This window comes from Streptomyces sp. NPDC050704 (genome assembly GCF_040654355.1).
In the GTDB taxonomy this organism is placed as follows: domain Bacteria; phylum Actinomycetota; class Actinomycetes; order Streptomycetales; family Streptomycetaceae; genus Streptomyces.
The window spans coordinates 70,742-91,587 of the sequence record NZ_JBFAHW010000028.1; the positions used below are offsets into that span (position 1 = coordinate 70,742).

The window sequence follows — 20,846 nt, forward strand, 5'->3', positions numbered from 1 at the left end:
GGTGGCAACTCCCGTGCCACACAGTGCTGTTGATGCACAATGGCCGTACTGACGTGCTAGTGCGCCGGAGGGATCGGATGACCACGCGCCGGAAGTTACTCGCTGCGGGAACGGTCGCTGTGGTGGGGGCGGGAGTCCCTGCCACAGCCCGCGCCACGGAGCCCGGGGTGCGGGCCGCGGAGCCCGCGCCCGACTACGACGAGCCGCTCGGCATCGCCATGGAGGGTTTTCCGACGCCCTTTCCGGTGCGGTTCCTGCGGCTCGTGGTCGAGGGCGAGACCGTGAACATGGCATACGTCGACATCGCGCCCGAGGGAGTCAGGTCCGGGCGGACGGTTCTGCTGCTGCACGGGAAGAACTTCGACGGCGGGGCGTGGGAGCCCACCGCGCGGGCGTTCGCCGCCGCCGGGCACCGTGTCGTCGTTCCCGACCAGATCGGCTTCGGGCGGTCCTCGAAACCCGCCCTTGAGCGCTACAGCTTCGAGTTGCTCGCCGCGAACACGGTCGCGCTTCTCGACCACCTGGGCATCGAACGCGCCGATGTCGTCGGCCACTCCATGGGCGGCATGCTCGGCGTCCGCTTCGCCCTCCGGCACCGGGACCGCACGCGAAAGCTGGTCCTCGCCAATCCGGTCGGCCTGGAGGACTACCGCGAGCTCGTCCCGGCGTTGCCCACCGAGCGGCTCTTCGCCGACGAGCTGGCCAACAACGACCTCACCGCCATCCGCGCCTTCTACCGGGCGTACGTGGTGCGCTGGCGCGCCGCGTACGAGCGCAACGTCGAGATCCGCTACCGGGTCACGCTCAGCGGTGAGTACCCGCGCTGGGCCATGGCGGCGGCCCTCACCTACCAAATGGCGTACCACCAGCCGGTGGTGGCAGACCTGCCGGAACTGCGCGTTCCGGTGCTGCTCGTCATCGGGCAGGAGGACCGCACTGCGATCGGCAAGACGTACGCCGCCCCCGAGGACCGGGCGAAGCTCGGGAACTACCCGGTCCTGGGGAAGCGGGCGGCCGCCGCGATCCCCGGCGCGCGCCTGGTGGAGTTCCACGACACCGGGCACCTGCCGCAGTTCGAGCGCGCTGCGCGTTTCGAGCGGGAGGCGCTGGCCTTCCTGCGCTGACGGGCCGGGCAGCTGACAAGGCACGGATCGCGGTGGGGGACGGGGCGAGCCGTGGCCGACGGCAGCCATCAGCCGGCCTCAGTCGGCCTCAGTTGGTGAGCGACTCCAGGTAGGAGCGCCAGCCCCCGTACGCCGTGATGTCCCGTGCGCCGTCGAGCGCGCCCGGCTCGCACAGGAATCCGGGTACGTCGCTGCCGTCGGCCAGGGTGATCCGGCCGAGCGCCATCGGCCGGGGGAGCGCGGTGAGCAGGCGGCCCAGTCCTTCGGCGGGGATCCGCCACACCTCGGCCTCGATCGCGGCCCCGGCTCCGCCCTCGCCCACGTGGACCAGGCCCGGCTTGGCGGGCTCGGTGGACAGGGCGTGTAGTCGGTAGACGGGGGCGGTCTCGGTCGTACGTTCCAACCGGGCGCCCAGTGTGAGCAGTTGACCGTTGAGTGGCTGGCCCGACAGGTGCGCGCCGACCACGGCGATCCGGGTCGCGGGCGCTTCCAGGGTGCGGGCGATCAGGGTGAGGCGCTCGTCGGTGAAGGCCGGGCCGATCAGCATCACGCCGAAGGGGAGCCCGGCCACCTCGCCCGCCGGAACGGCGACGGCGGCCAGATCGAAGAGGTTCGTGGAGTTGGTGAACCGGCCGAGCCGGGCGTTGGTGCCCAGCGGGTCGGCGGCGACCTCGGCGAGTGTGGGGTGGCCGGGGGCGGTCGGCAGGAGCAGGGCGTCCGCGTCGCCGAGTTCCGCCAGCGCGCGGGTGCGCAGGGCCGCCAGCCGGTCCTGGTCGGCGAAGAGCTGGTGCGCCGGGAGGTCACGGGCGCGGGTGATGATGCCGGCGACCGTGGGGTCCAGGCCCGCCCCGCCTTCGGAGAGCAACTTGTCGACAAAGCTCCCCACGGCGGTGTAGCGCTCGGCCACGAAGGCGCCTTCGTAGAGCATCGCGGCGGCCTCGGTGAACGGGGCGAGGTCGAGGGTGCGCAACTCGGCGCCCGCTGCTTGCAGTTGGGCGGCGGCTGATTCGTACGCCGCCGCCCAACCCTCGTCGAGTTCGCCGAGCTGTTCCCGGGGCGGGACTGCGATGCGCCAGGGGCCCGGGGTGCGCTGGGGGAGGGGCGGGAGGTCGCGGGCGGGCGGGGACGTCATGTGGGCCAGGGCCTGTTCCGCCTCCGGGAGGGTGCGGGCGAAGACCGTCACGCAGTCGAGGGAGGCGCAGGCCGGGACCACGCCGTCGGTGGGGACGAGGCCCCGGGTGGGCTTCAGGCCGACGATGCCGTTGAAGGCGGCCGGGACGCGGCCGCTGCCCGCGGTGTCCGTGCCGAGGGCGAGGTCCACGATGCCGAGGGCCACGGCGACGGCGCTTCCCGAGCTGGAGCCGCCGCTGATTCGCCGGGGGTCGTGGGCGTTGCGGACCGGGCCGTGGGGGGAGCGGGTGCCGACCAGGCCGGTGGCGAACTGGTCCAGGTTCGTGGTGCCCAGTGCGATGGCGCCGGCCTGGCGGAGGCGGGCGACGACCGGGGCGTCGGCCTCCGGCCGGTATGCGTAGGAAGGGCAGCCGGCGGTGGTGGGGAGGCCGGCTACGTCGATGTTGCCCTTCGCTGCGAACAGCCTGCCGGCCAGGGGGAGGTGTTCGCCTGCGGCGAGGCGGGTGTCTATGGCTCGGGCTTCCTCTTCCACCTCGGTCTGGGGGCGCAGGTCGATCCAGACCTCGGGGCGGTCCGCGGCGTCGATTCGGGCGTATGCCAGGCGGACGCGGGTCAGGACGTGGTCCTTGGTCTGGGTCGACATCTGTGCTCCTCGGCTGGGGTTTCGTTGTCGCGTGCGGGCCGGTGGTCGTCTGTGCCCACCCGTTCCGCCCTGCGGAACGCCTGCCGACAGACGGCGGTGCCTGCCGACAGACGGCGGGGCTTGCCGACGGACGGTGGGGTCTGCCGACGGACGGCGGGGCTTGCTTACAGACGGCGCGGGCGGGCCAGGATGCGGGGTCAGGGAGTCATCGGTCCCACCACCACCAAGGCCGTGCCCGCCTCCACCTGGGCGCCTGGCTTGGTCAGCAGCTCTACGACCACGCCGTCCATCGGCGAAGGCACCCGGGACTCCATCTTCATGGCCTCCAGGGCCAGCAAGGGCTGGCCGGTGGTTACCGTGTCGCCGACCTGGACGTTCAACTGCCATACGGACGCGGCGAATTCGGCCTCCACGAGACGGCCGCCGGGGGGCACCGTAACCTCCACGGGTGCCGTCACCGGAGCCGAGGCCGCATCCGCGCGGGTGAACTCGCCCGCGGCCTCCCACGCGTCCCGTTCGGCGGAGAAGGCGGTGCCCTGGCGGGCGCGGAAGTCGGCGATGGAGTCGGAGTTCTCGGCGAGGAACGCCTGGTACGAGGCGAGCGAAAAGGTGCCCTCCTCGATCCGGGGGACGAAACGGCCCGAGATGATGTCGGACCGCAGCTCCAGCAGCTCGTCCGCGTCCACCGGATACCACTTCACGCGGTCGAAGAACCGCAGCAGCCAGGGCGAGCCCGACTCGAACGCCCCTCGCTGCTGCCACCCGGACCACACCTGCGTCGTACGGCCCACGAACTGGTAGCCGCCGGGCCCCTCCATGCCGTAGACGCAGAGGTACGCCCCGCCGATGCCGACCGAGTTCTCGGCCGTCCAGGTGCGCGCCGGGTTGTACTTCGTCGTGACGAGACGGTGGCGGGGATCGAGGGGCGTCGCCACCGGTGCACCCAGGTAGACGTCGCCCAGGCCCAGGACCAGGTATTCGGCGTCGAAGACCGTCCGGTACACGTCGTCCACCGAGTCGAGACCGTTGACGCGGCGGATGAACTCGATGTTCCACGGGCACCAGGGGGCGTCGTCGCGCACGCCCGCCATGTAGCGGGCGATGGCCTCGCGGGTCGCCGGGTCGTCCCAGGAGAGGGGGAGGTGGACCGTGCGGGACGGGACCACCAACTCGTCGGCGGGTGGCAGGGAGGCGACGATCTCCCTTACCAGGGCGAGGAGTTCGGGCTGTGGGAGCTCGTCGGGATCCGTCTGGATCTGGAGCGAGCGGATGCCGGGGGTGATGTCCGTGATGCCGGGCAGCCCGGCCGCCACCACCGTCTCCATCAGCGCGTGCACCCGCATCCGCAGGGCCAGGTCCAGTTGCATGGTCCCGAACTCGACGAGCAGGTTGTCGTCACCACTGCGGCGGTACGTCACGTCGGCGTCCCGGGCCAGTACGCCACCGTCGCTGATCTCCGTACGGTCGGCGACCGGGGCGAGAGCAGGCCTGCGCCGCAGTTCCCCGGCCGCGTCAACCGTCACCGGTACGAAGCGCACGGTGTCCCCGGGCCGCAGTTGGCCCAGCTTCCACCGCTGGCCCTTCGCGACCGTCGCCGGGCACACGAACCCGCCGAGCGAGGGCCCGTCCGGGCCGAGCAGCACCGGCATGTCGCCCGTGTAGTCGACGGCGCCGACCGAGTAGGGCGTGTCATGGATGTTGGAGGGGTGCAGGCCCGCCTCACCGCCGTCGGTGCGCGCCCAGCGGGGCTTGGGACCGACCAGTCGTACGCCCGTGCGCGCCGAGTTGAAGTGCACCTTCCACTCGGCCGCGTAGAAGTCGCGGATGTCGTCCTCGGTGAAGAACTCCGGTGCGGCGTGCGGGCCTTCGAGCGCGCCGACCCGCCACTCGGCGCCGAACACCGGCCGCTCGTCCGTCGGCACCGGCGCACCCGAGGGCACCGAGCCACCGCCGTGCAGCACGTCCCCCCTCCGCAGTGCGCGCCCGCCGTGCCCGCCGAACCGGCCCAGCGTGAACGTCGAGGCGCTCCCCAGGAAGGCCGGCACATCCAGGCCGCCGCTCGCGAAGAGTACGTACGTCCGCAGTCCGTGCTCGGCGGGTGCTCCGACCGCCAGAACGCCGCCCGCGGGCACCGTCACCGGCTCCCACTGCGCGACGGCCGTTCCGTCGACCGTCACCGGCGCCGGAGCACCCGTGACGCACACCGTCGTCGGATGCGTGAACCTCAACGTCGGGCCCTGCAAGGTGCATTCGAGCCCGGGAGCACCCTCGCCGTTGCCCAGCGCCCGGTTCCCGAGCCGGAACGACAGGTCGTCCATCGGGCCGCAGGGCGGCACGCCCACCTGCCAGTAGCCGGTCCGCCCGGGCCAGTCCTGGACCGTCGTCAGCGTGCCGCCGGACACGACCTCGATCCGCGGCGTCGGATCACTCACCCCGGTGAGAGTGGTGGTGGAATGTGTGGCCGCCCGGAAGTCCCGGTCCGAAAGCGCCGCCCGCACCAGGCCGAGGTTCGTCTCGATGCCGTCGACCCGCGTCCTGGCCAGCGCCTCGTCAAGCCGCTCCAGCGCGTGCGCCCGGTCGGAGCCGTACGCGATGACCTTCGCCAGCATCGGGTCGTACGACGTGGTGACCTCGGTGCCCGTCTCGACCCAGCCGTCCACGCGGACGCCCTGCGGGAACTCGACCCGCGTCAACAGGCCCGCGCTGGGCCGGTGTTCGCGCGAGGGGTCCTCGGCGTACACCCGTGCCTCGACGGCGTGACCGCGCGGGGCTCCCGGGTCGCGTACGACGTCGGAGTCGCCGCGGGCGAGCCGCAGCATCCAGCCGACCAGGTCGACCCCGTAGATCTCCTCGGTGACCGGATGTTCCACCTGGAGACGGGTGTTGACCTCCAGGAAGTACGCCTCCTCGCGGGCCGCGTCGTAGACGAACTCGACGGTCCCGGCCGAGCGGTAGTCCACACTCGCGCACAAGTCGCGGGCGGCGGTGGCCAGTTGCTCGCGTATGCGGGGAGGAAGACCCGGTGCCGGGGCCTCCTCCAGGACCTTCTGGTTGCGGCGCTGGAGGGAGCAGTCGCGGTCCCCGAAGGTGACGACCCTGCCCTCGCCGTCGCCGAAGACCTGCACCTCGACATGGCGGGCGTGCTCGACGAGCCGTTCCAGGAAGACCCCGGCCGAGGAGAAGGAGGCGGCGGCGACGCGCTGCACCCGCTCCCAGGCGTCGGTCAGTTCGGCGGCGGAGCGGCAGGCCGACATGCCTATGCCGCCTCCGCCGCCGGTCGCCTTGAGCATCACCGGGTAGCCGATGCGGCCGGCCTGCCGCAGCGCCTCGTCGCAGTCCGCGAGCAGTCCGGTGCCCGGCGCCAGCGGCACGCCGGCCGCCTCGGCCGCCGCCCGGGCCGTGTGCTTCGCCCCGAACAGCTCCAGCTGCTCCGGCGTCGGCCCCACGAACACGATCCCCGCGTCCTGGCAGCGCCGCGCGAACGCCGCGTCCTCGGAGAGGAAGCCGTAGCCCGGGTGGATCGCCCCGGCCCCGGTGTCCTTCGCGGCCCTCAGGACGAGATCCGCGTCGAGATACGACTCCTTGGCGGGCGCGGGACCGAGCCGTACGGCCTCGTCGGCGAGCCGCACGTGCGGCGCCGAGCGGTCGGCGTCGGAGTGGACCGCGACCGTCCGCAGGCCCAGCTCCCGGGCCGTACGGATGATCCGGACCGCGATCTCGCCCCGGTTGGCCACGAGAAGCGTGTCGAAGCCCGTGCCCTCGTCGCTCATTCGGCACCCGCCTGACTGATCGTCATCTCCACGGCCGTCGGGTCGAAGCCGTTGCAAGGGTTGTTGATCTGAGGGCAGTTGGAGACCAGCACGAGTACATCGCGCTCGGCGCGCAGCGACAGCTTCAGGCCCGGGGCCGAGAGGCCGTCGACGATGCCGAGCGTGCCGTCCTTCTCGACCGGCACGTTCATGTACCAGTTGATGTTCGAGACGAGGTCGCGCTTCCCGAGGCCGTACTTGGCGCCCTCCGCGAGGAAGTTCTCCACGCAGGCGTGCTGCGACCAGGTGTGGTGCCCGTACCGGAGGGTGTTCGACTCCTTGGAGCAGGCGCCGCCGACCGTGTCGTGCCGGCCGACGTCGTCCGCGACCACGGTCATCAGCGGGGTGTGCTCGTTGGACAGCAGCACGCTGCCCGTGGTGAGGAAGATGTTGCCCTGGGCGTGGATGGTGTCGGGCGCGCTGTAGCGCACGGCCGTGTCCCCGGCGTCGTACACCAGGAAGTCCACGGCCTGGTTGCCGTGCAGGTCGGTGATGGTGAGCGTCTCGCCGGCGCGGACGACGGCCGACCAGGCGGCCCGGGCCGGGACGGTGGTCCGCCGGATGGTCTGCTCGGTCATGCGATCCCCCTCGTGGCGAGGAACTCGGCGGTGTTGAGGAAGGCGCGGTGGCCTTCGGGTGTGGCCTCCCACAGCGGATCGCCGGACCGGGTGGCCTCGGCGCGCCAGGCCAGTACCTCCAGCGCGGTGCTCGTGTAGGTGTCGCGCGGGTCGGCGGGGTGCGGCACGTTGGCCAGCAGCACCGTGACGTCCTGCTCGGCGCGGAGCGTCACGCTCGTGCCGGGACCGGCCGAGCCGGTGAAGTCCAGGGCGCCGTCCTCGCGTACCTCCACGCCCTGGAAGAAGGAGAGCGACGGCGGCAGGTCGCGCGGCGCGAGACCGTTCTTGGCGGCCGCCAGCTTGAACAGCTCGCGCCCGGCCGGGGACGCGGACTGCGGTGTCCCGTCGCCGTACCGCTCGGTGTTCCGTACGAGGCTGGAGGTGCCGGCCAGTGCGTCGTGCCGTCCGGAGGTGTCGGCGATCACCGAGGCGAGGACGCGGCCCTGGTCGGAGAGGAGTAGCTGGCCCTCCCCGAGGTAGGCGTTCCACTGGACCTTGACCGTGTCGGCCACGTTCAGGCGCTCCCACGGCCGGTCGGCGGCGAACAGGAGCAGGTGTGCGCAGGCCTCGCCCCGGAGGTCGGTCAGCCGCAGCTCCGTGCCGCGGGCCAGCACCTTGTGGGTGTAGTTGCCGCCCGCCACGGTCTCCGCCCACACCAGGTGGCCCGCCTCGCAGGGCGGCGCCGGCCAGCTGCTCGCCGGGACGACGGGCATGGCCTCGGCCCGGGTGCCCTCCTGGGCGCGGGCGTGCGCTCGGGCTCCATAAGTGGTCGCTGTCGCCATCGCGGGACCTCCGGCTCGGCAGTGGTGGGTCATCGGTGTGCGGCAGGTCGTGTATTTCTGTCGCTCGACAGAAATTAGGAGCCGGACGGGTCGCGGTGGTTGCCCGTGTGTTGCGGGGCGGTTACCGATCCCTCACGGGTGCGCTCCGCTGGGAGGGCCGTGATTCGCCTGCGGGCCAGTGAGGGCTGGTCGCGCAGTTCCCCGCGCCCCTTACGGGGCCCGGACGCCATGCGCGCCACCACCATCGAACCGGCCTCGCTCGGCTCGGGTGGGGGCCCTCTTCGCCGCGGTGGGCGCGGGTCCGCCCGCCGGGCGGGTGGCGAGGGTGTGACCGGCGGGCGAGATCGTCCCGCGGGGTGGTGTGCGAGGATCGAACGCATGGGTTCCAGCGGACGACGGGTCGGCAGGCCGCGCGCCGAGCAGCGGCCGGACAGCGGGCTCTCGCCGCGCGACGAGCTGCTCGCGGCCGCCGCGGACCTGTTCACGACGCGCGGTTACGCGGCCACGACCACCCGCGCCGTCGCCGAGCGGGCGGGCATGCGGCAGGCCTCCATGTACCACTACGTGTCCGGCAAGGAGGAGCTCCTGGCCGAGCTCCTGGAGTCCACCGTCACGCCCTCCCTGACCTTCGCCCGTCAACTTCTCGCCGAGGACGTCACCCCCGCCGAAGACCGGCTGTGGGATCTGTGCCGCACGGACGTCGCGCTGCTCTGCGGTGGTTCGTACAACCTCGGCGGGCTCTATCTGCTGCCCGAGGTCCGCTCGGAGCGCTTCGCCGGCTTCCATGCCGTACGGGCCGAACTCAAGGACGCCTACCGGCAGTTGCTCGCCGCGACCGAGGCGGGCGGCGCGCTCGTCAAGAGTGAGCTCGATCTGCGGACGGACCTGCTCTTCGGTCTCATCGAGGGCGTGATCCTCGTGCACCGCTCCGACCCGGAGCGGCCCGTCTCGGCGTTCGCCGAGGCCACCGCCGACGCGGCCCTGCGCATCGCCGGAATCTGAGCCGGAAGCCGCACCGCGAGCACTGTCTCACCCCGTCTGGCCAGGGGTTTCGCGCGTTCGTACGCTGTGACGCACTGTGTTCGAATGACCGCACAGCGTGTAAATGATGCAGAGCGTACTCCTGTCGCGAGGGCGATTTCAGGTGCTTGCTGAATATGACACAGCGATGATCCGGTCGGACTAAGCTCGCCCGCAGCGCACCGAGTTGAGGTGTATTCGTGCGCTTGTTCCCCGATGTTCTGAAGATCCAGTTACCTCCACCTCCCCCCCAGACCTCCAGTCGATTTGTCTCAGAGGGCATACATGGTGAGTGTTCAATCGCCTCCCGGTGGCCGTGAAGTTCCCTACGCGCGCGTGTTGCTGCTGCCGGCCATAGTGATGGCCGCGGCGACCGGGGCCGCCGTCGCCGTGGTGACGCAGCCGGCCCGGGTCGCCGTCGGCTGGTGCGGTGCCGTCGCGACGCTTCTCGTGATCGCGACGGCCGCCGAAGCGGTCCGCCGCGGCCGTGTCATCCGTGCGGCGCGCGCCGAGCACGCACGCCAGACGGAACTCATGCAGCGGCGCATCGCCAACCACGACGCCGAGATCGTCCACCTCCACGAGGAGTTGCTGCCCGCCGTCCTGTGGCGGATGCGCGCGGGCAAGTCGCCCGCGGACGCGATCCGGCTGACCGTCGACAACGACCCCGGCAACCGCGATCTCCCCGCCACCCAGCGCGCGTTGCTGCTCGAAGTGCTGAAGATCGTGGACCACGAAGGACTGCAGCGCGAGGCCGCGCAGCGTTCCTTCGTCAACATCGCCCGACGCGTCCAGGCGATCGTCCACCAGCAGAACAAGGAACTGCGCGAGATGGAGGAGGACCACGGGCGCAACCCCGAGGTCTTCGACGACCTGCTGCGCATCGACCACGGCACCGCGCTGATCGGCCGCCTGGCCGACTCCATCGCCGTCCTCGGCGGCGGCCGCCCGGGCCGCCAGTGGCCCAGGCCCGTACCGCTCTACAGCGTGTTGCGCGGCGCGATGTCCCGGATTCTGGAGTACCGGCGCATCGAGCTGCACTCGATCGCCAAGGTCAACGTCAACGGGATCTCCGTCGAGCCGATCATCCACGCGGCCGCCGAACTCCTCGACAACGCCACCCGCTACTCGCCGCCGCACACCAAGGTGCACGTCACCGCCGTCGAGGTGCAGACCGGTGTCGCCATCGAGATCGAGGACGCCGGCGTCAGCCTCAGCGAGGAGGCCCGCACCCGGACCGAGAACATGCTCGCGCAGGCGCAGGCCGGCGCCGACCTCAACCACCTCGGTGAGGACCCGCGGCTCGGCATGGCCGTCGTCGGCCGCCTCACCGCGATGTACAACATGCAGGTCTCCCTGCGGCAGTCCGCGTACGGCGGGGTGCGCGCCGTACTCGTCGTACCGCGCAAGATGCTCACCGAGGAGGAGGCCCCCGGTCTCGCCCACGGCATCGGCGCCGCCTCCGTGCCCAAGGTCGACTTCGACGGGGTCAAGGGACCCAAGCGCGCGGAGAAGAAGCGCCGCCCCACCACCGGACCCCGTATCCCCACGCCGGAAGGCATGGACGAGGACGACATTCCCGAGGTCACCGAGTGGACGGCCAACGGCCTGCCGCAGCGCCGCAGCCGGGTCAAGGTCCCCTACAGCCAGCGGGTGCTCGAAGCCCGTGCGGCGGCGGAGGAGGCGGAGACCGCGCGCCGCGAGGGCCGGCCCGTCATCGACTGGACCCGGTCGTCCACGCAGCAGCCCGACCCGGAGAAGAAGAAGGACGAGAAGGAACCCGGGCTGTGGGTCGAGGCGTTCATGTCCGGTCTCAAGGGCGGAGACGACGACCAGAAGCAGAAGCCCGGAGCGACGAACAGCCCGGCCGGCCCGGAGGCCGACGACGAGGGGGACCTCACGTGATCCAGCAGCGAGCCAACTTCGACTGGATGCTCAAGGAGCTGTCCGACGGGGTGTACGGGACCCGGCAGGTCGTCGTGCTCTCCGCGGACGGCCTGCGCATCGCCCGGTACGGCGGCGACCCCGACGGCGCCGACCGCATCGCCGCGGCCTGCGCCGGACTGCAGAGCCTGGCCGGGGCCGTCGCCTCCGAGATCCCCGACACCGACGGCAAGATGCGCATGGTGATCATCGAGATGCACGGCGGCTACTTCTACATGATGGCCGCGGGCCCGAACGCCTACCTCGCCGTACTGGCCGAGGAGCACGTGGACGCCGCGCTCATGAGCAACCGCATGCGCGACATGGTCGTACGGATCGGTGCCCACCTCACGAGTCCGCCCCGGCGGAACGGGCAGACCGTATGAGTCCTCCACAACGACGACGGCGCTTCCCGAAGGAGGCGCCGAAGGAGAAACCCCCGCCCCCCGCGGAAGGCCAGGGTGGCCAGGGCCAGGGGGGCGAGCCGGAGCGGCTGTACGTCGTCACCGGCCAGGTCGAGGGCGGCGACCGTGCCGAACTCGACCTGGTGACCTTAATCGTGGCGGACGCCGACGCGCCGCCCACCGCCCAGCCGGAACAGTCGGCGCTGCTCCGGCTCTGCCGGGCCCCCATGTCCGTGGCCGAACTCTCGGCCTATCTCAATCTGCCGTTCAGCGTGGTGACCGTACTGCTGACCGAGCTGCTGACGGCTGAACTGGTACAGGCGCGCGCCCCGATCGTCCGCGCGGAGCTGCCCGACCGTTCCCTCCTCGAAGCGGTGATGCATGGACTTCAAAAACTCTGACACGATCACCGGGCCTCGCGACGAGGACCACCTCCCGCAGACGGCCACGGCCGCGGTGAAGATCGTGATCGTGGGCGGGTTCGGGGTCGGCAAGACGACGATGGTGGGCTCCGTCAGCGAGATCAGGCCGCTGACCACCGAAGAGACCATGACCCAGGCCGGCATCGGTGTCGACGACAACTACGGCTCCGAGACCAAGACGGCCACCACCGTGGCGATGGACTTCGGCCGCATCAGCATCACCGAGCAGCTGGTGCTGTACCTGTTCGGCACCCCCGGCCAGGAACGCTTCTGGTTCCTGTGGAACGGCCTCTTCGAGGGCGCCCTGGGCGCGGTCGTCCTGATCGACACCCGGCGCCTGGAGGTCAGCTTCGACGTCATCGGGCGCCTGGAGGAACGCGGAGTGCCCTTCGTCGTCGCCGTCAACGACTTCCCGGACGGGCCCCGTTACCCCATGGACGACCTGCGCGCGGCGCTCGACCTGTCCGAGGAGATCCCGATGGTGAAGTGCGACGCGCGCCGCAGGGCCTCCAGCCGGGACGTCCTGATGACCCTGATGCGCTTCCTGCACTCGATCGCCATGGCATCGGCGAAGACCTGACCCGGCCTCGATGCCGACCTCATGACCCAACTCCCAAGACAACGGAACCACTTCAGCTTTCGGAGCGACAACCGTGACGCCTGAATCCCACTCCCGAACCGGCACGGACGACCCCCTGTCCGGCCCGCCGCCGAGCTGCCCCGCCCACGGCACGGGCCCCGGCGGACTGCGCCGCCTGTACGGACCCGAGGCGGAGGACCTGGGGACCCTGTACGAGAAACTCCGCGCCGAACACGGCACTGTCGCGCCGGTGCTGCTCCACAACGACGTGCCCTTCTGGATGGTGCTCGGACACGGCGAGAACCTCCACATGGTCAGCAGCCCCTCGCTGTACACCCGGGACAGCCGCGTCTGGACCGCTGTCCTGGACGGCACGGCGGGGCCCGAGCACCCGCTGATGCCGCTCATCGCCTGGCAGCCCATCTGCTCCCATGCCGAGGGCGACGAACACCAGCGGCTGCGCGGGGCGGTGATGGGCGCCATGTCGACCATCAACGCCCGTGACCTGCGCCGTCACATCAACCACTGGACCCAGGACCTGGTCAACCGGTTCTGTGAGCGGGGCGCCGCCGACCTGGTCAGCCAGTTCGCCGAGCGGCTGCCGATGGCCGTGCTGTGCGAGATCCTCGGCATGCCCGAGGAGTACGACGACCGCCTGGTGCACGCGACCCGCGACCTGCTCAAGGGCACCGAGACGGCGATCGCCAGCAACGAGTACGTCATGAGCGTCCTGATGCGGCTCACCGTCCGCCGCCGGGCCGAGCCCGCCCAGGACTTCACCAGCCACCTCATCAACCACCCGGCCGGGCTCACCGACGAGGAGGTCGGCCAGCATCTCCGCCTCGTCCTGCTCGCCGCGTACGAGGCCACGGCGAACCTCCTCGCCAACGTGCTGCGGGTGGTCCTCACCGACCCGGGCTTCCGCGCCCAGCTCAACGGCGGCCAGATGACCGTGCCCCAGGCGGTCGAGCAGTCCCTGTGGGACGAGCCGCCGTTCAGCGCCGTACTCGGCTACTTCGCCAAGCAGGACACGGAGTTGGGCGGCCAGCGGATCCGCAAGGGTGACGGACTGTTCTTCGGGATCGCGCCGGGCAACATCGACCCGCACGTCCGCCCGGACCTCAAGGCGAACATGCGGGGCAACCGCTCGCACCTCGCCTTCGGCGGCGGCCCGCACGAGTGCCCCGGCCAGGACATCGGCCGCGCCATCGCCGACACCGGCGTCGACGCACTCCTGATGCGGCTGCCGGACGTCCAACTCGCCGTCGAGGAACACGAGTTGCGGTGGACCGCGTCGATCTCCTCACGGCACCTGGTGGAACTCCCGGTGAGCTTCCAGCCGGCGTCGCCGCAGGACGTCATGGAGCGGCCCGGAGTGAGTGCCATTCCCCGGCCGCGTCCGGACTGGGAGGTCTCCACGCCGACCCCGAAGCCCTCCCCGGCGCCGCGGCCCGCCGTCCCCCAGCCGGAAACCCCGGCTCCCGCCCTCGAACCGGGACGCGCGCCGGGCGCCTGGCAGCGTTTCGTCCGCTGGTGGCGCGGCTACTGACCGAGCCGGCCGCCTGCGGCTACTGCCGACCGCCGGCCCAGTCGTCGTACGCGGACCACGCCAGAAGCGTCCGTCCGCTACGGAACGCATGCCGGTGCCCCGTGACCGGATCGGTGAACTCCAGCACCCGCGCCAGCAGTTGGAGCGGTCGCCGGAAGTCACCGGCCGGCACGGGGCCGGTCACCACCGGGTACAGCGGGTCGCCGAGGATCGGGACGCCCAACGCGTTCATGTGCACCCGCAGTTGATGGGTCTGGCCGGTGCTGGGCAGCAGCCGGTAACGCGCCCGGTCGCCCCGCCGCTCGGCCAGCTCGACCCGGCTCACCGCGTTCGGCTCACCCGGCACCTCCCGGGCGGTCAGCACACCCCGCTCCTTCTCGATCCGGCTGCGGACGGTGCACGGCAGCTCCAGCGCCTCCCGGTACGGAGCCACCGCCTCGTACTCCTTGCGTACGAGCCGGTCGCGGAACAGCGACTGGTACGCGCCCCGCTCCTCGGGCCGCACGGTGAACAGCACGAGCCCGGCGGTGAGCCGGTCGAGCCGGTGTGCGGCCCCGAGCGCCGGGATGCCCAGCTCCCGCCGCAGCCGCGCCAGAGCCGTCTGGGCGACATGGCTGCCACGCGGCGTGGTGGCGAGGAAGTGCGGCTTGTCGACGACGACGATGTGCCCGTCCCGGTACACGACCTCCAGCGGGAACGGCACCGGCACCTCGTCCGGCAGCTCCCGGTGGAACCACACGAACATCCCCGGCACGTACACCGCGTCGGGCGCCACAGGATGTCCGTCGGCCCCGACGATCAGCCCCGCGTCGAGCATCCCGTCGATCACCCCGGCGCCCGCCGCGAGCCGCTCCACCAGATGCTCCCGTACGGTCCCCCACGCGCCCTCGGCGGGCAACCGCACCCGCACCGGATCCACCCCGTCGCGCTGCGGCAGGGGGGAGTCCGGAATCCGGGGCTTGCGTCTCACCTGGTCAAGGGTACGCAGGGGGCTTGCGGTCAGGCGGCGTACGCGGGAGCCTCCGCCACCGCCGCCCGGGCCTTGTACACCCGGTACGCGCCGCCCAGGACGAGGGTGATTCCGAGGAACAGCACGGTGAACCACTGGAAGTACCAGTGCCCGCCCGCCGGGTCGTAGACCTCGGCCCGTGGCCAGGCCAGGTTGACCGACATGAACAGGCCGTAGAGCAGGGCGAGGGCGTTGACGGGGATGCCCCAGCGGCCCAGGGAGAACAGGGGGCGGCCCTCCTCGTCGACGGCGTCCGTCCCGTCCGTTCCGTTGGTCCCGGGGAACTGTCCGCGCAGTCGCTTCACCAGCAGCGGCCCGGTGACCATCGCGTACGCCAGGTACAGCATCACGATGCAGGTGGTGCCGATGGCCAGGAAGGCCTCGGGCGAGGCGAAGTTGAGGAGCAGCAGGGCGGCGGCGAGGACGCCGACGACGATGGCGGGGGCGCTCGGCATACCGGTGCGGGGGTTGACCTTCGCGAGCCGCCCCGAGAACGGCAGCTGGCCGTCGCGGGCCATGGAGAACAGCATCCGGCAGGCCGCCGTCTGGATGGCGAGGACCGCCACCGCGATGGCGACCACCACGTCGGCGAGCAGTGCCCGGCCCACGCCGTCGCCCAGGCTGCTCGTCAGGACGTAACTCAGTCCCTCGACGCCGAGCCGGCCGTTGGTGAGGCTGGGCGCGGCCAGCAGACCGGCCAGGATGATCAGACCGCCGAGCAGGCCCGCCGCGCCGAGTGCGGTGAGGATGGTGCGCGGTGCGACACGCCGTGGATTGCGGGTCTCCTCGCTCATCTCGCCCGCGCTGTCGAAGCCGATCATCACGTACGCCGCCGCGAACGAACCCACCAGCAGCGCCCCGACCAGGCCCGACTGGGCGGCCGTTCCGGTGTGGAAGGTGATGCCGGGGGTCCGCTCGGAGTGGGTGAGCAGGAGCACGATGATCAGGACGGCGCCGATGATCTCCGCGGTGACGCCGATGCGGTTGATCAGCGACATCACGCGGTTGTCGATGACGTTCACGAAGGTCGTCAGGACCAACAGGACCACGCCGAAGACGGCCGCGTTGGCCGCGCCGCTCGCGGAGGTGGGCGTCGGGTCGTCGCCGATCAGCTGGAAGCCGGACCAGATCGCCGGCAGCACCATCTGCAGCGCCAGCGCCGCCGCCGCGACCACCACGACCTGCCCGATCACCATGATCCAGCCGGCGAACCAGCCGAAGGTGAGATTGGAGAGCCGGGACGACCACTGGTAGATGGCACCCGAGATCGGGTAGCGGGCGGCCAGTTCCGCGAAGCACGCGGCGACCAGCAACTGGCCGATCAGGACGGCGGGCCAGGTCCAGAAGAACACCGGCCCGCCGAACGCGTAGCCGAAGGCGAAGAACTGGAAGACGGTCGTCAGGACGGAGATGAAGGAGAAGCCGGCGGCGAACGAGGCGTAGCGGCCGAGGCTGCGGTGCAGTTCCTGGCGGTAGCCGAACTCCGTGAGGGAACGGTCGTCGGGGGACTCCGGTGGATCGGGGCGGACGTCGGAGGGGGCGGTCGTCGTCACTGCGGCACCTGCCTTCGGCACAGGGAGCGGTGTCAGGGGAGCGAATTCCTGTCGGTTGACAGAAATTAGGGATCGCCTGTTTCGCTCGCGTGTCGCCTCCGTATCCGGCACGGGCCGAAGTTCTCACGCCCTTGCGGTCGGGGCCCAGTCGAGATATATCGTGTGTATTGACGGTCGCCATGGCTCGCGATATGTTCGGCTACGAATATTCGGTAGCGAGGTGGTGCTGGTGGCAAGCAGGCGCAGGAAGCTCGGCAACCCGCTGGCGCTGGCCGTGATGGTGTTGCTCACGGAGCGGCCGATGCATCCGTACGAGATCGCGCAGACACTCCGCCGGCGCGGCAAGGACACCACCACCAAGATCAACTACGGCTCGCTCTACACCGTCGTGCAGAACCTCGAAAAGCATGGCTTCGTGCAGGTCGCCGAGGTGCAGCGGCAGGGCAACCGCCCCGAGCGCACCCTCTACGGCATCACGGACGCCGGGCGCGAGGAGGCGACGGAGTGGCTGTCCGACCTGCTCGCCGTACCGGCCCAGGAGTACCCGATCTTCGAGACCGCGCTCTCGCTGGTGGGGGTCCTCCACCCGGACGAGGTGACGCGCCTGCTCGAAGAGCGGCTCAACCGGCTGGAGGTACGGGCCGCGAGCACGAGGGGCGGCCTGGAGAAGCTGTACGAGACGCTGCCCAGGGTCTTCCTCGTGGAGACCGAGTATCAGCTGCACATGGTCGAGGCGCAGGTGGAGTGGCTCCGCGGCTTTCTGAAGGAGTTGCGGGAGGGCACCCTCACCGGCGTCAAGGAGTGGCGGACGTTCCAGGAGACGGGCGAAATGCCGCCGGAGTTCCAGGAGTTGGAGGCCCGTCACTTCGAGAAGTAGCGACAGCGGGACAGCAGGTCCCGAAGAGGCAGCGACACAGGAAAGACCCCGGCAGAGCTGTTGGAGCAGCCCTGCCAGGGTCTCGAACCCCGGACCGGACCCGCGGTGAAGCAGGCCAGGCGATCGAGGTGCGGCACACCCAGGATAGCCCGGCGCTCTTCACGCGGATCGGTCGTCATCCGCTCACCCAGGAGAGCAGTCGTCATGAGCACCCGTGCGCCCGCAGTGCAGGCGCGTCAGCTGATCAAGACCTATCCCGGTGAGGTCACCGCCCTCAGCGGCATGGACATCACCGTCGAGGCAGGCACCGTCTTCGGGCTCCTCGGCCCGAACGGCGCCGGCAAGTCCACCACCGTCAAGATCCTCACCACCCTCGCCCGCCCCGACTCGGGCACCGCGACCGTCGCGGGCCACGACGTCCTGCGGCACCCGGACAGGGTGCGCCGCGCGATCGGTGTGGTCGCCCAGAAGTCCGGCGCCGACCCGGTGGCCACCGGCCGCGAGAACCTCCAACTCCAGGGCAGGCTCTACGGGTTGCGAGGCGCCGCCCTCCAGCAACGGGTGGCCGGGCTGCTGGCCCGCTTCGACCTCACGGACGCGGCGGGCCGCCAGGTCAAGGGCTACTCGGGAGGCATGCAGCGCCGCCTCGATGTGGCGCTCGGCCTGGTCCACCGGCCCGAGATCCTCTTCCTCGACGAGCCGACGACCGGCCTCGACCCCGAGGCACGCACCGCGATGTGGGACGAGATCGCCCGCCTCGCCGACGACGAGGGCCTGACCATCCTGCTCACCACCCACTACCTCGAAGAGGCCGACCGCCTCGCCGATCACATAGCCATCGTCGACCGCGGCCATGTCGTCGTGGAGGGCACCCCGAACGCCCTCAAGGGCGAACTCCGCGGCGACGCGGTCCACTTGGAACTGCGCGAGGCGGTCGGCGAAGCCGGTCGTACGCTTCTCACGGGTGCCCTGACCGCACTGCCGGGCGTGCACGAGGCACTCTTCGACGGCCGCCGCGTCAGCGTGCGCGCCGAGGACGGGCCCGCCGCCGTGCCCGCGCTGCTCGGCACGCTGGAGCGCGCCGGGGTCGGTGTCGCCGCCGCGACCGTCGCCCGCCCGTCGCTCGACGACGTCTACCTGCGCTATGCGGGCCGCCGCTACGCCGAGGCCGAGGCGGCCGCGGAAGCCGGCTCTCTCGCTCTCGCTGGAGGCGCCCGATGAGCACCGACACCCTCACCCAGACCTGGTACATGACGCAACGTCAACTGGGGGCGGTGCTCCGCCAGCCCGCGTACGTCGTGATGATGCTCATCCAGCCGGTGATCTGGCTGTTCCTGTTCGGCAGCCTCTTCAAGGAGGTTGTCGAAATCGGCGGCTTCGGCACGGGCACCTATCTGGACTACCTCGTGCCGGGCATCGTCGTGATGAGCGCCCTCAGCTCCAACATGTGGGCGGGCATGGGCACGCTGGAGGAGATCGAGCGGGGCACGCTCAACCGTTTCCTGGTCACTCCGGTCAGCCGGGGCGCCCTGATGAACGCCAACGTCGTGCAGCAGGCGCTGACCACGGCCGTCCAGTCCGTACTGATCATCCTGCTCGGCAAGCTCGGTGGTGCGGACTATCCGGGCGGGGTCGGGGGTCTGGTGGTGCTGGTCGTCGCGGCGTCGCTGCTCGGCACGGTTTTCGGCGCGTTCTCGAACGCGCTGGGCATGCTGGTTCGCCAGCGGGAGTCGATCATCGGCATCAACACGTTCCTGCTGCTGCCGCTGACCTTCCTCTCCTCGGCCTTCATGGCGCCGTCCCAAACACCTGGCTGGATGCGCCACGTCGCCGACTTCAACCCGCTCGACTGGGCCCTGGTCGCGGGCCGCTCGGCGATGGCCGACGACCCCGACCGGGGCGCGGTGCTCACTTGGGGCGGGGCGCTCCTTGCCCTGGCGGTGGCAGCGGTATGGCTGTCGACCCGCACGTTCAGGGCGTACCAGCGGTCGGTCTAGGGGCCCTTCATACGTGGGCGCGGGTGGGTGTGGGCCGGTCGCGCAGTTCCCCGCGCCCCTGAAAAGACGAAAGACGGGGGGTCTTGGGACGGTGTTCACACTGCGGGCCGGTGGGGGCTGGGTGCGCAGTTCCCCGCGCCCCTAAAAGCGAAAAGACAAAAGAGCAAGGGCCGGGCGGGGTCTGCAGCGCAGGCCCCACTCAGCCGCTGTCGGCCTCCGGCGTGAGGGGTCGTGTCGGGGTGTCCGATCGCCGCGGCAACGTGCCATGACCGAATATCCCAGAGCGGCGATCGGATATCCCGTCGCGGCACCGACCCCACCACCCACCACCCCAGGGGCGCGAGGAACTGCGCGACAAGCCCCCACCGAACCCGCAGACAAACGGCTCAGGACGCCGAAGGCTCCTGCTCGGCCTCCACCCGCGCGTTCCAGTCCCGCTTAGCCGCCTGCCAGCCATCCTCGTTGTGACCGAGCCGCCAGTACCCCGAGATGGACAGATCCTCCCGCGCCACAGCGTGCTCAACCCGCAGCAGCCGCCGCAGCTCCTTCACGAACCCCGCCTCGCCGTGCACGAACGCGTGCACCCGACCCTCAGGGAACGAAAGACCCCGAACAGCCTCGACCAGCGCCTCACCGATCGGTCGATCCCCACGGTGCACCCAGACCACATCCACATCGGACGCGATCTTCTGCTCCTCCTCCGGACCCGCCACCTCGATGAAGGCGCGCGCCACAGCGCCATCGGGCAGCGCCTCCAGCGACGCCGCGATCGCCGGCAGCGCACTCTCGTCACCGGCCAGCAGATGCCAGTCCGCCGCCGGATCGGGAGCGTACGCCCCGCCGGGGCCGAGGAACCGCACGACCTCGCCCGCCTGAACCCGCATCGCCCACGGCCCGGCCAGCCCCTCGTCGCCGTGGATCACGAAGTCGAGCGTCAGCTCGCGCAGCTCCGGGTCCCAGGCGCGCACCGTGTACGTACGCGTGACGGGCCACTGCTCGCGAGGGAACTCCTCGCGGATCCGGCCCATGTCGAAGGGCTCCGGATACGTCACTCCCTCGGCGCCGAACAGCAGCTTCACGTAATGGTCGGTGCTGGTGCCCGCGGTGAACTCGGCGAGGCCCTCACCGCCGAGTACCACGCGCTGCATGTGGGGAGTCAGCCGCTCCGTGCGGATGACCTCCGCGGAGTGGGGCTTGGGCAACTTGCGTGCCGGACGCTCTGCCATAACGGCCTCCCGAATAAGTTCGCTAAGGCTTACCTAAGTTAGCACCTCCCCCTAGTTAACACCCCTCGCTCGAAAAGCCCAGAACCTCCCCCGGCGAAAACGCAGAAGAGTCGTGGATCACTTCGGAAGCGGCTGAGAATCACCCCGGAAGAAGCCGAGGACCGCTCCGGCACAGGCCGG

The 20,846-nt window shown here is 70.9% G+C and carries 17 protein-coding genes; 10 read left to right on the top strand and 7 right to left on the bottom strand.

Annotated elements, in window-relative coordinates; all coding sequences use genetic code 11:
• The first annotated feature begins 167 nt into the window (after positions 1-167).
• The gene (locus tag AB0I18_RS18590; protein WP_363106575.1) at positions 168-1,124 is read left to right on the top strand and encodes an alpha/beta hydrolase; all 957 of its coding nucleotides are present in this window, start codon (positions 168-170) and stop codon (positions 1,122-1,124) included.
• A gap of 88 nt (positions 1,125-1,212) precedes the next feature.
• Here AB0I18_RS18590 and atzF read toward each other — a convergent pair whose 3' ends face one another.
• The 4 genes from atzF to AB0I18_RS18610 all read right to left on the bottom strand — a co-directional run bounded on the left by atzF (position 1,213) and on the right by AB0I18_RS18610 (position 8,106).
• A complete protein-coding gene (gene atzF, locus AB0I18_RS18595; RefSeq protein ID WP_363106576.1) occupies positions 1,213-2,898 on the bottom strand; it encodes an allophanate hydrolase in 1,686 nt (561 codons plus the stop codon).
• Positions 2,899-3,095: 197 nt separating this feature from the next.
• The gene (gene uca, locus AB0I18_RS18600) at positions 3,096-6,668 is read right to left on the bottom strand and encodes an urea carboxylase (RefSeq protein WP_363106577.1); all 3,573 of its coding nucleotides are present in this window, start codon (positions 6,666-6,668) and stop codon (positions 3,096-3,098) included.
• Positions 6,665-7,285, bottom strand: coding sequence for an urea amidolyase associated protein UAAP2 (locus AB0I18_RS18605; RefSeq protein ID WP_363106578.1), 621 nt, complete (start codon positions 7,283-7,285; stop codon positions 6,665-6,667). The genes uca and AB0I18_RS18605 overlap by 4 nt, the downstream gene beginning before the upstream one ends.
• Positions 7,282-8,106 carry an urea amidolyase associated protein UAAP1 gene (locus AB0I18_RS18610; RefSeq protein WP_363106579.1) on the bottom strand — a complete coding sequence of 275 codons (825 nt, stop codon included), beginning with the start codon at positions 8,104-8,106 and terminating at the stop codon, positions 7,282-7,284. Before AB0I18_RS18610 ends, AB0I18_RS18605 begins: the two co-directional genes overlap by 4 nt.
• A 378-nt stretch (positions 8,107-8,484) precedes the next feature.
• Between AB0I18_RS18610 and AB0I18_RS18615 the strand changes: the two genes are divergently transcribed.
• From AB0I18_RS18615 to AB0I18_RS18640, 6 genes are all read left to right on the top strand, one after another.
• Positions 8,485-9,108, top strand: coding sequence for a helix-turn-helix domain-containing protein (locus AB0I18_RS18615; RefSeq protein WP_363106580.1), 624 nt, complete (start codon positions 8,485-8,487; stop codon positions 9,106-9,108).
• Between the two features lie 303 nt (positions 9,109-9,411).
• Entirely contained in the window at positions 9,412-11,031 is a 1,620-nt protein-coding gene (locus AB0I18_RS18620; RefSeq protein WP_363106581.1) for an ATP-binding protein, read from the top strand.
• A complete protein-coding gene (locus tag AB0I18_RS18625; RefSeq protein ID WP_363106582.1) occupies positions 11,028-11,435 on the top strand; it encodes a roadblock/LC7 domain-containing protein in 408 nt (135 codons plus the stop codon). The genes AB0I18_RS18620 and AB0I18_RS18625 overlap by 4 nt, the downstream gene beginning before the upstream one ends.
• Entirely contained in the window at positions 11,432-11,854 is a 423-nt protein-coding gene (locus AB0I18_RS18630) for a DUF742 domain-containing protein (protein ID WP_363106583.1), read from the top strand. Before AB0I18_RS18625 ends, AB0I18_RS18630 begins: the two co-directional genes overlap by 4 nt.
• Entirely contained in the window at positions 11,835-12,455 is a 621-nt protein-coding gene (locus tag AB0I18_RS18635) for an ATP/GTP-binding protein (RefSeq protein ID WP_363106584.1), read from the top strand. Before AB0I18_RS18630 ends, AB0I18_RS18635 begins: the two co-directional genes overlap by 20 nt.
• A 73-nt stretch (positions 12,456-12,528) precedes the next feature.
• Positions 12,529-14,004: a cytochrome P450 gene (locus tag AB0I18_RS18640; protein WP_363106585.1), complete on the top strand. Its 1,476-nt coding sequence runs from the start codon at positions 12,529-12,531 to the stop codon at positions 14,002-14,004.
• Between the two features lie 19 nt (positions 14,005-14,023).
• On the opposite strand, the gene AB0I18_RS18645 is transcribed toward AB0I18_RS18640, so the two are convergent.
• Together AB0I18_RS18645 and AB0I18_RS18650 are read right to left on the bottom strand one after the other, a co-directional pair.
• Positions 14,024-14,974, bottom strand: a complete 951-nt coding sequence (locus AB0I18_RS18645; RefSeq protein WP_363106586.1) for an RluA family pseudouridine synthase — start codon at positions 14,972-14,974, stop codon at positions 14,024-14,026.
• A 29-nt stretch (positions 14,975-15,003) separates the two neighbouring features.
• Positions 15,004-16,566 carry an amino acid permease gene (locus AB0I18_RS18650; protein ID WP_363106587.1) on the bottom strand — a complete coding sequence of 521 codons (1,563 nt, stop codon included), beginning with the start codon at positions 16,564-16,566 and terminating at the stop codon, positions 15,004-15,006.
• 229 nt (positions 16,567-16,795) lie between these two features.
• Here AB0I18_RS18650 and AB0I18_RS18655 point away from each other — a divergent pair, with 229 nt between their 5' ends.
• From AB0I18_RS18655 to AB0I18_RS18665, 3 genes are all read left to right on the top strand, one after another.
• On the top strand, positions 16,796-17,443 hold the full coding sequence (locus AB0I18_RS18655) for a PadR family transcriptional regulator (protein ID WP_363106588.1): 648 nt from the start codon (positions 16,796-16,798) through the stop codon (positions 17,441-17,443).
• 204 nt (positions 17,444-17,647) lie between these two features.
• A complete protein-coding gene (locus AB0I18_RS18660; RefSeq protein WP_363106589.1) occupies positions 17,648-18,664 on the top strand; it encodes an ATP-binding cassette domain-containing protein in 1,017 nt (338 codons plus the stop codon).
• Complete coding sequence (locus AB0I18_RS18665; protein ID WP_363106590.1) at positions 18,661-19,440, top strand: ABC transporter permease; 780 nt, start codon at positions 18,661-18,663, stop codon at positions 19,438-19,440. The genes AB0I18_RS18660 and AB0I18_RS18665 overlap by 4 nt, the downstream gene beginning before the upstream one ends.
• A 386-nt stretch (positions 19,441-19,826) precedes the next feature.
• Here the strand turns inward: AB0I18_RS18665 and AB0I18_RS18670 are convergent, their stop codons facing one another.
• The gene (locus tag AB0I18_RS18670) at positions 19,827-20,666 is read right to left on the bottom strand and encodes a siderophore-interacting protein (protein ID WP_363106591.1); all 840 of its coding nucleotides are present in this window, start codon (positions 20,664-20,666) and stop codon (positions 19,827-19,829) included.
• Positions 20,667-20,846 lie beyond the last annotated feature (180 nt).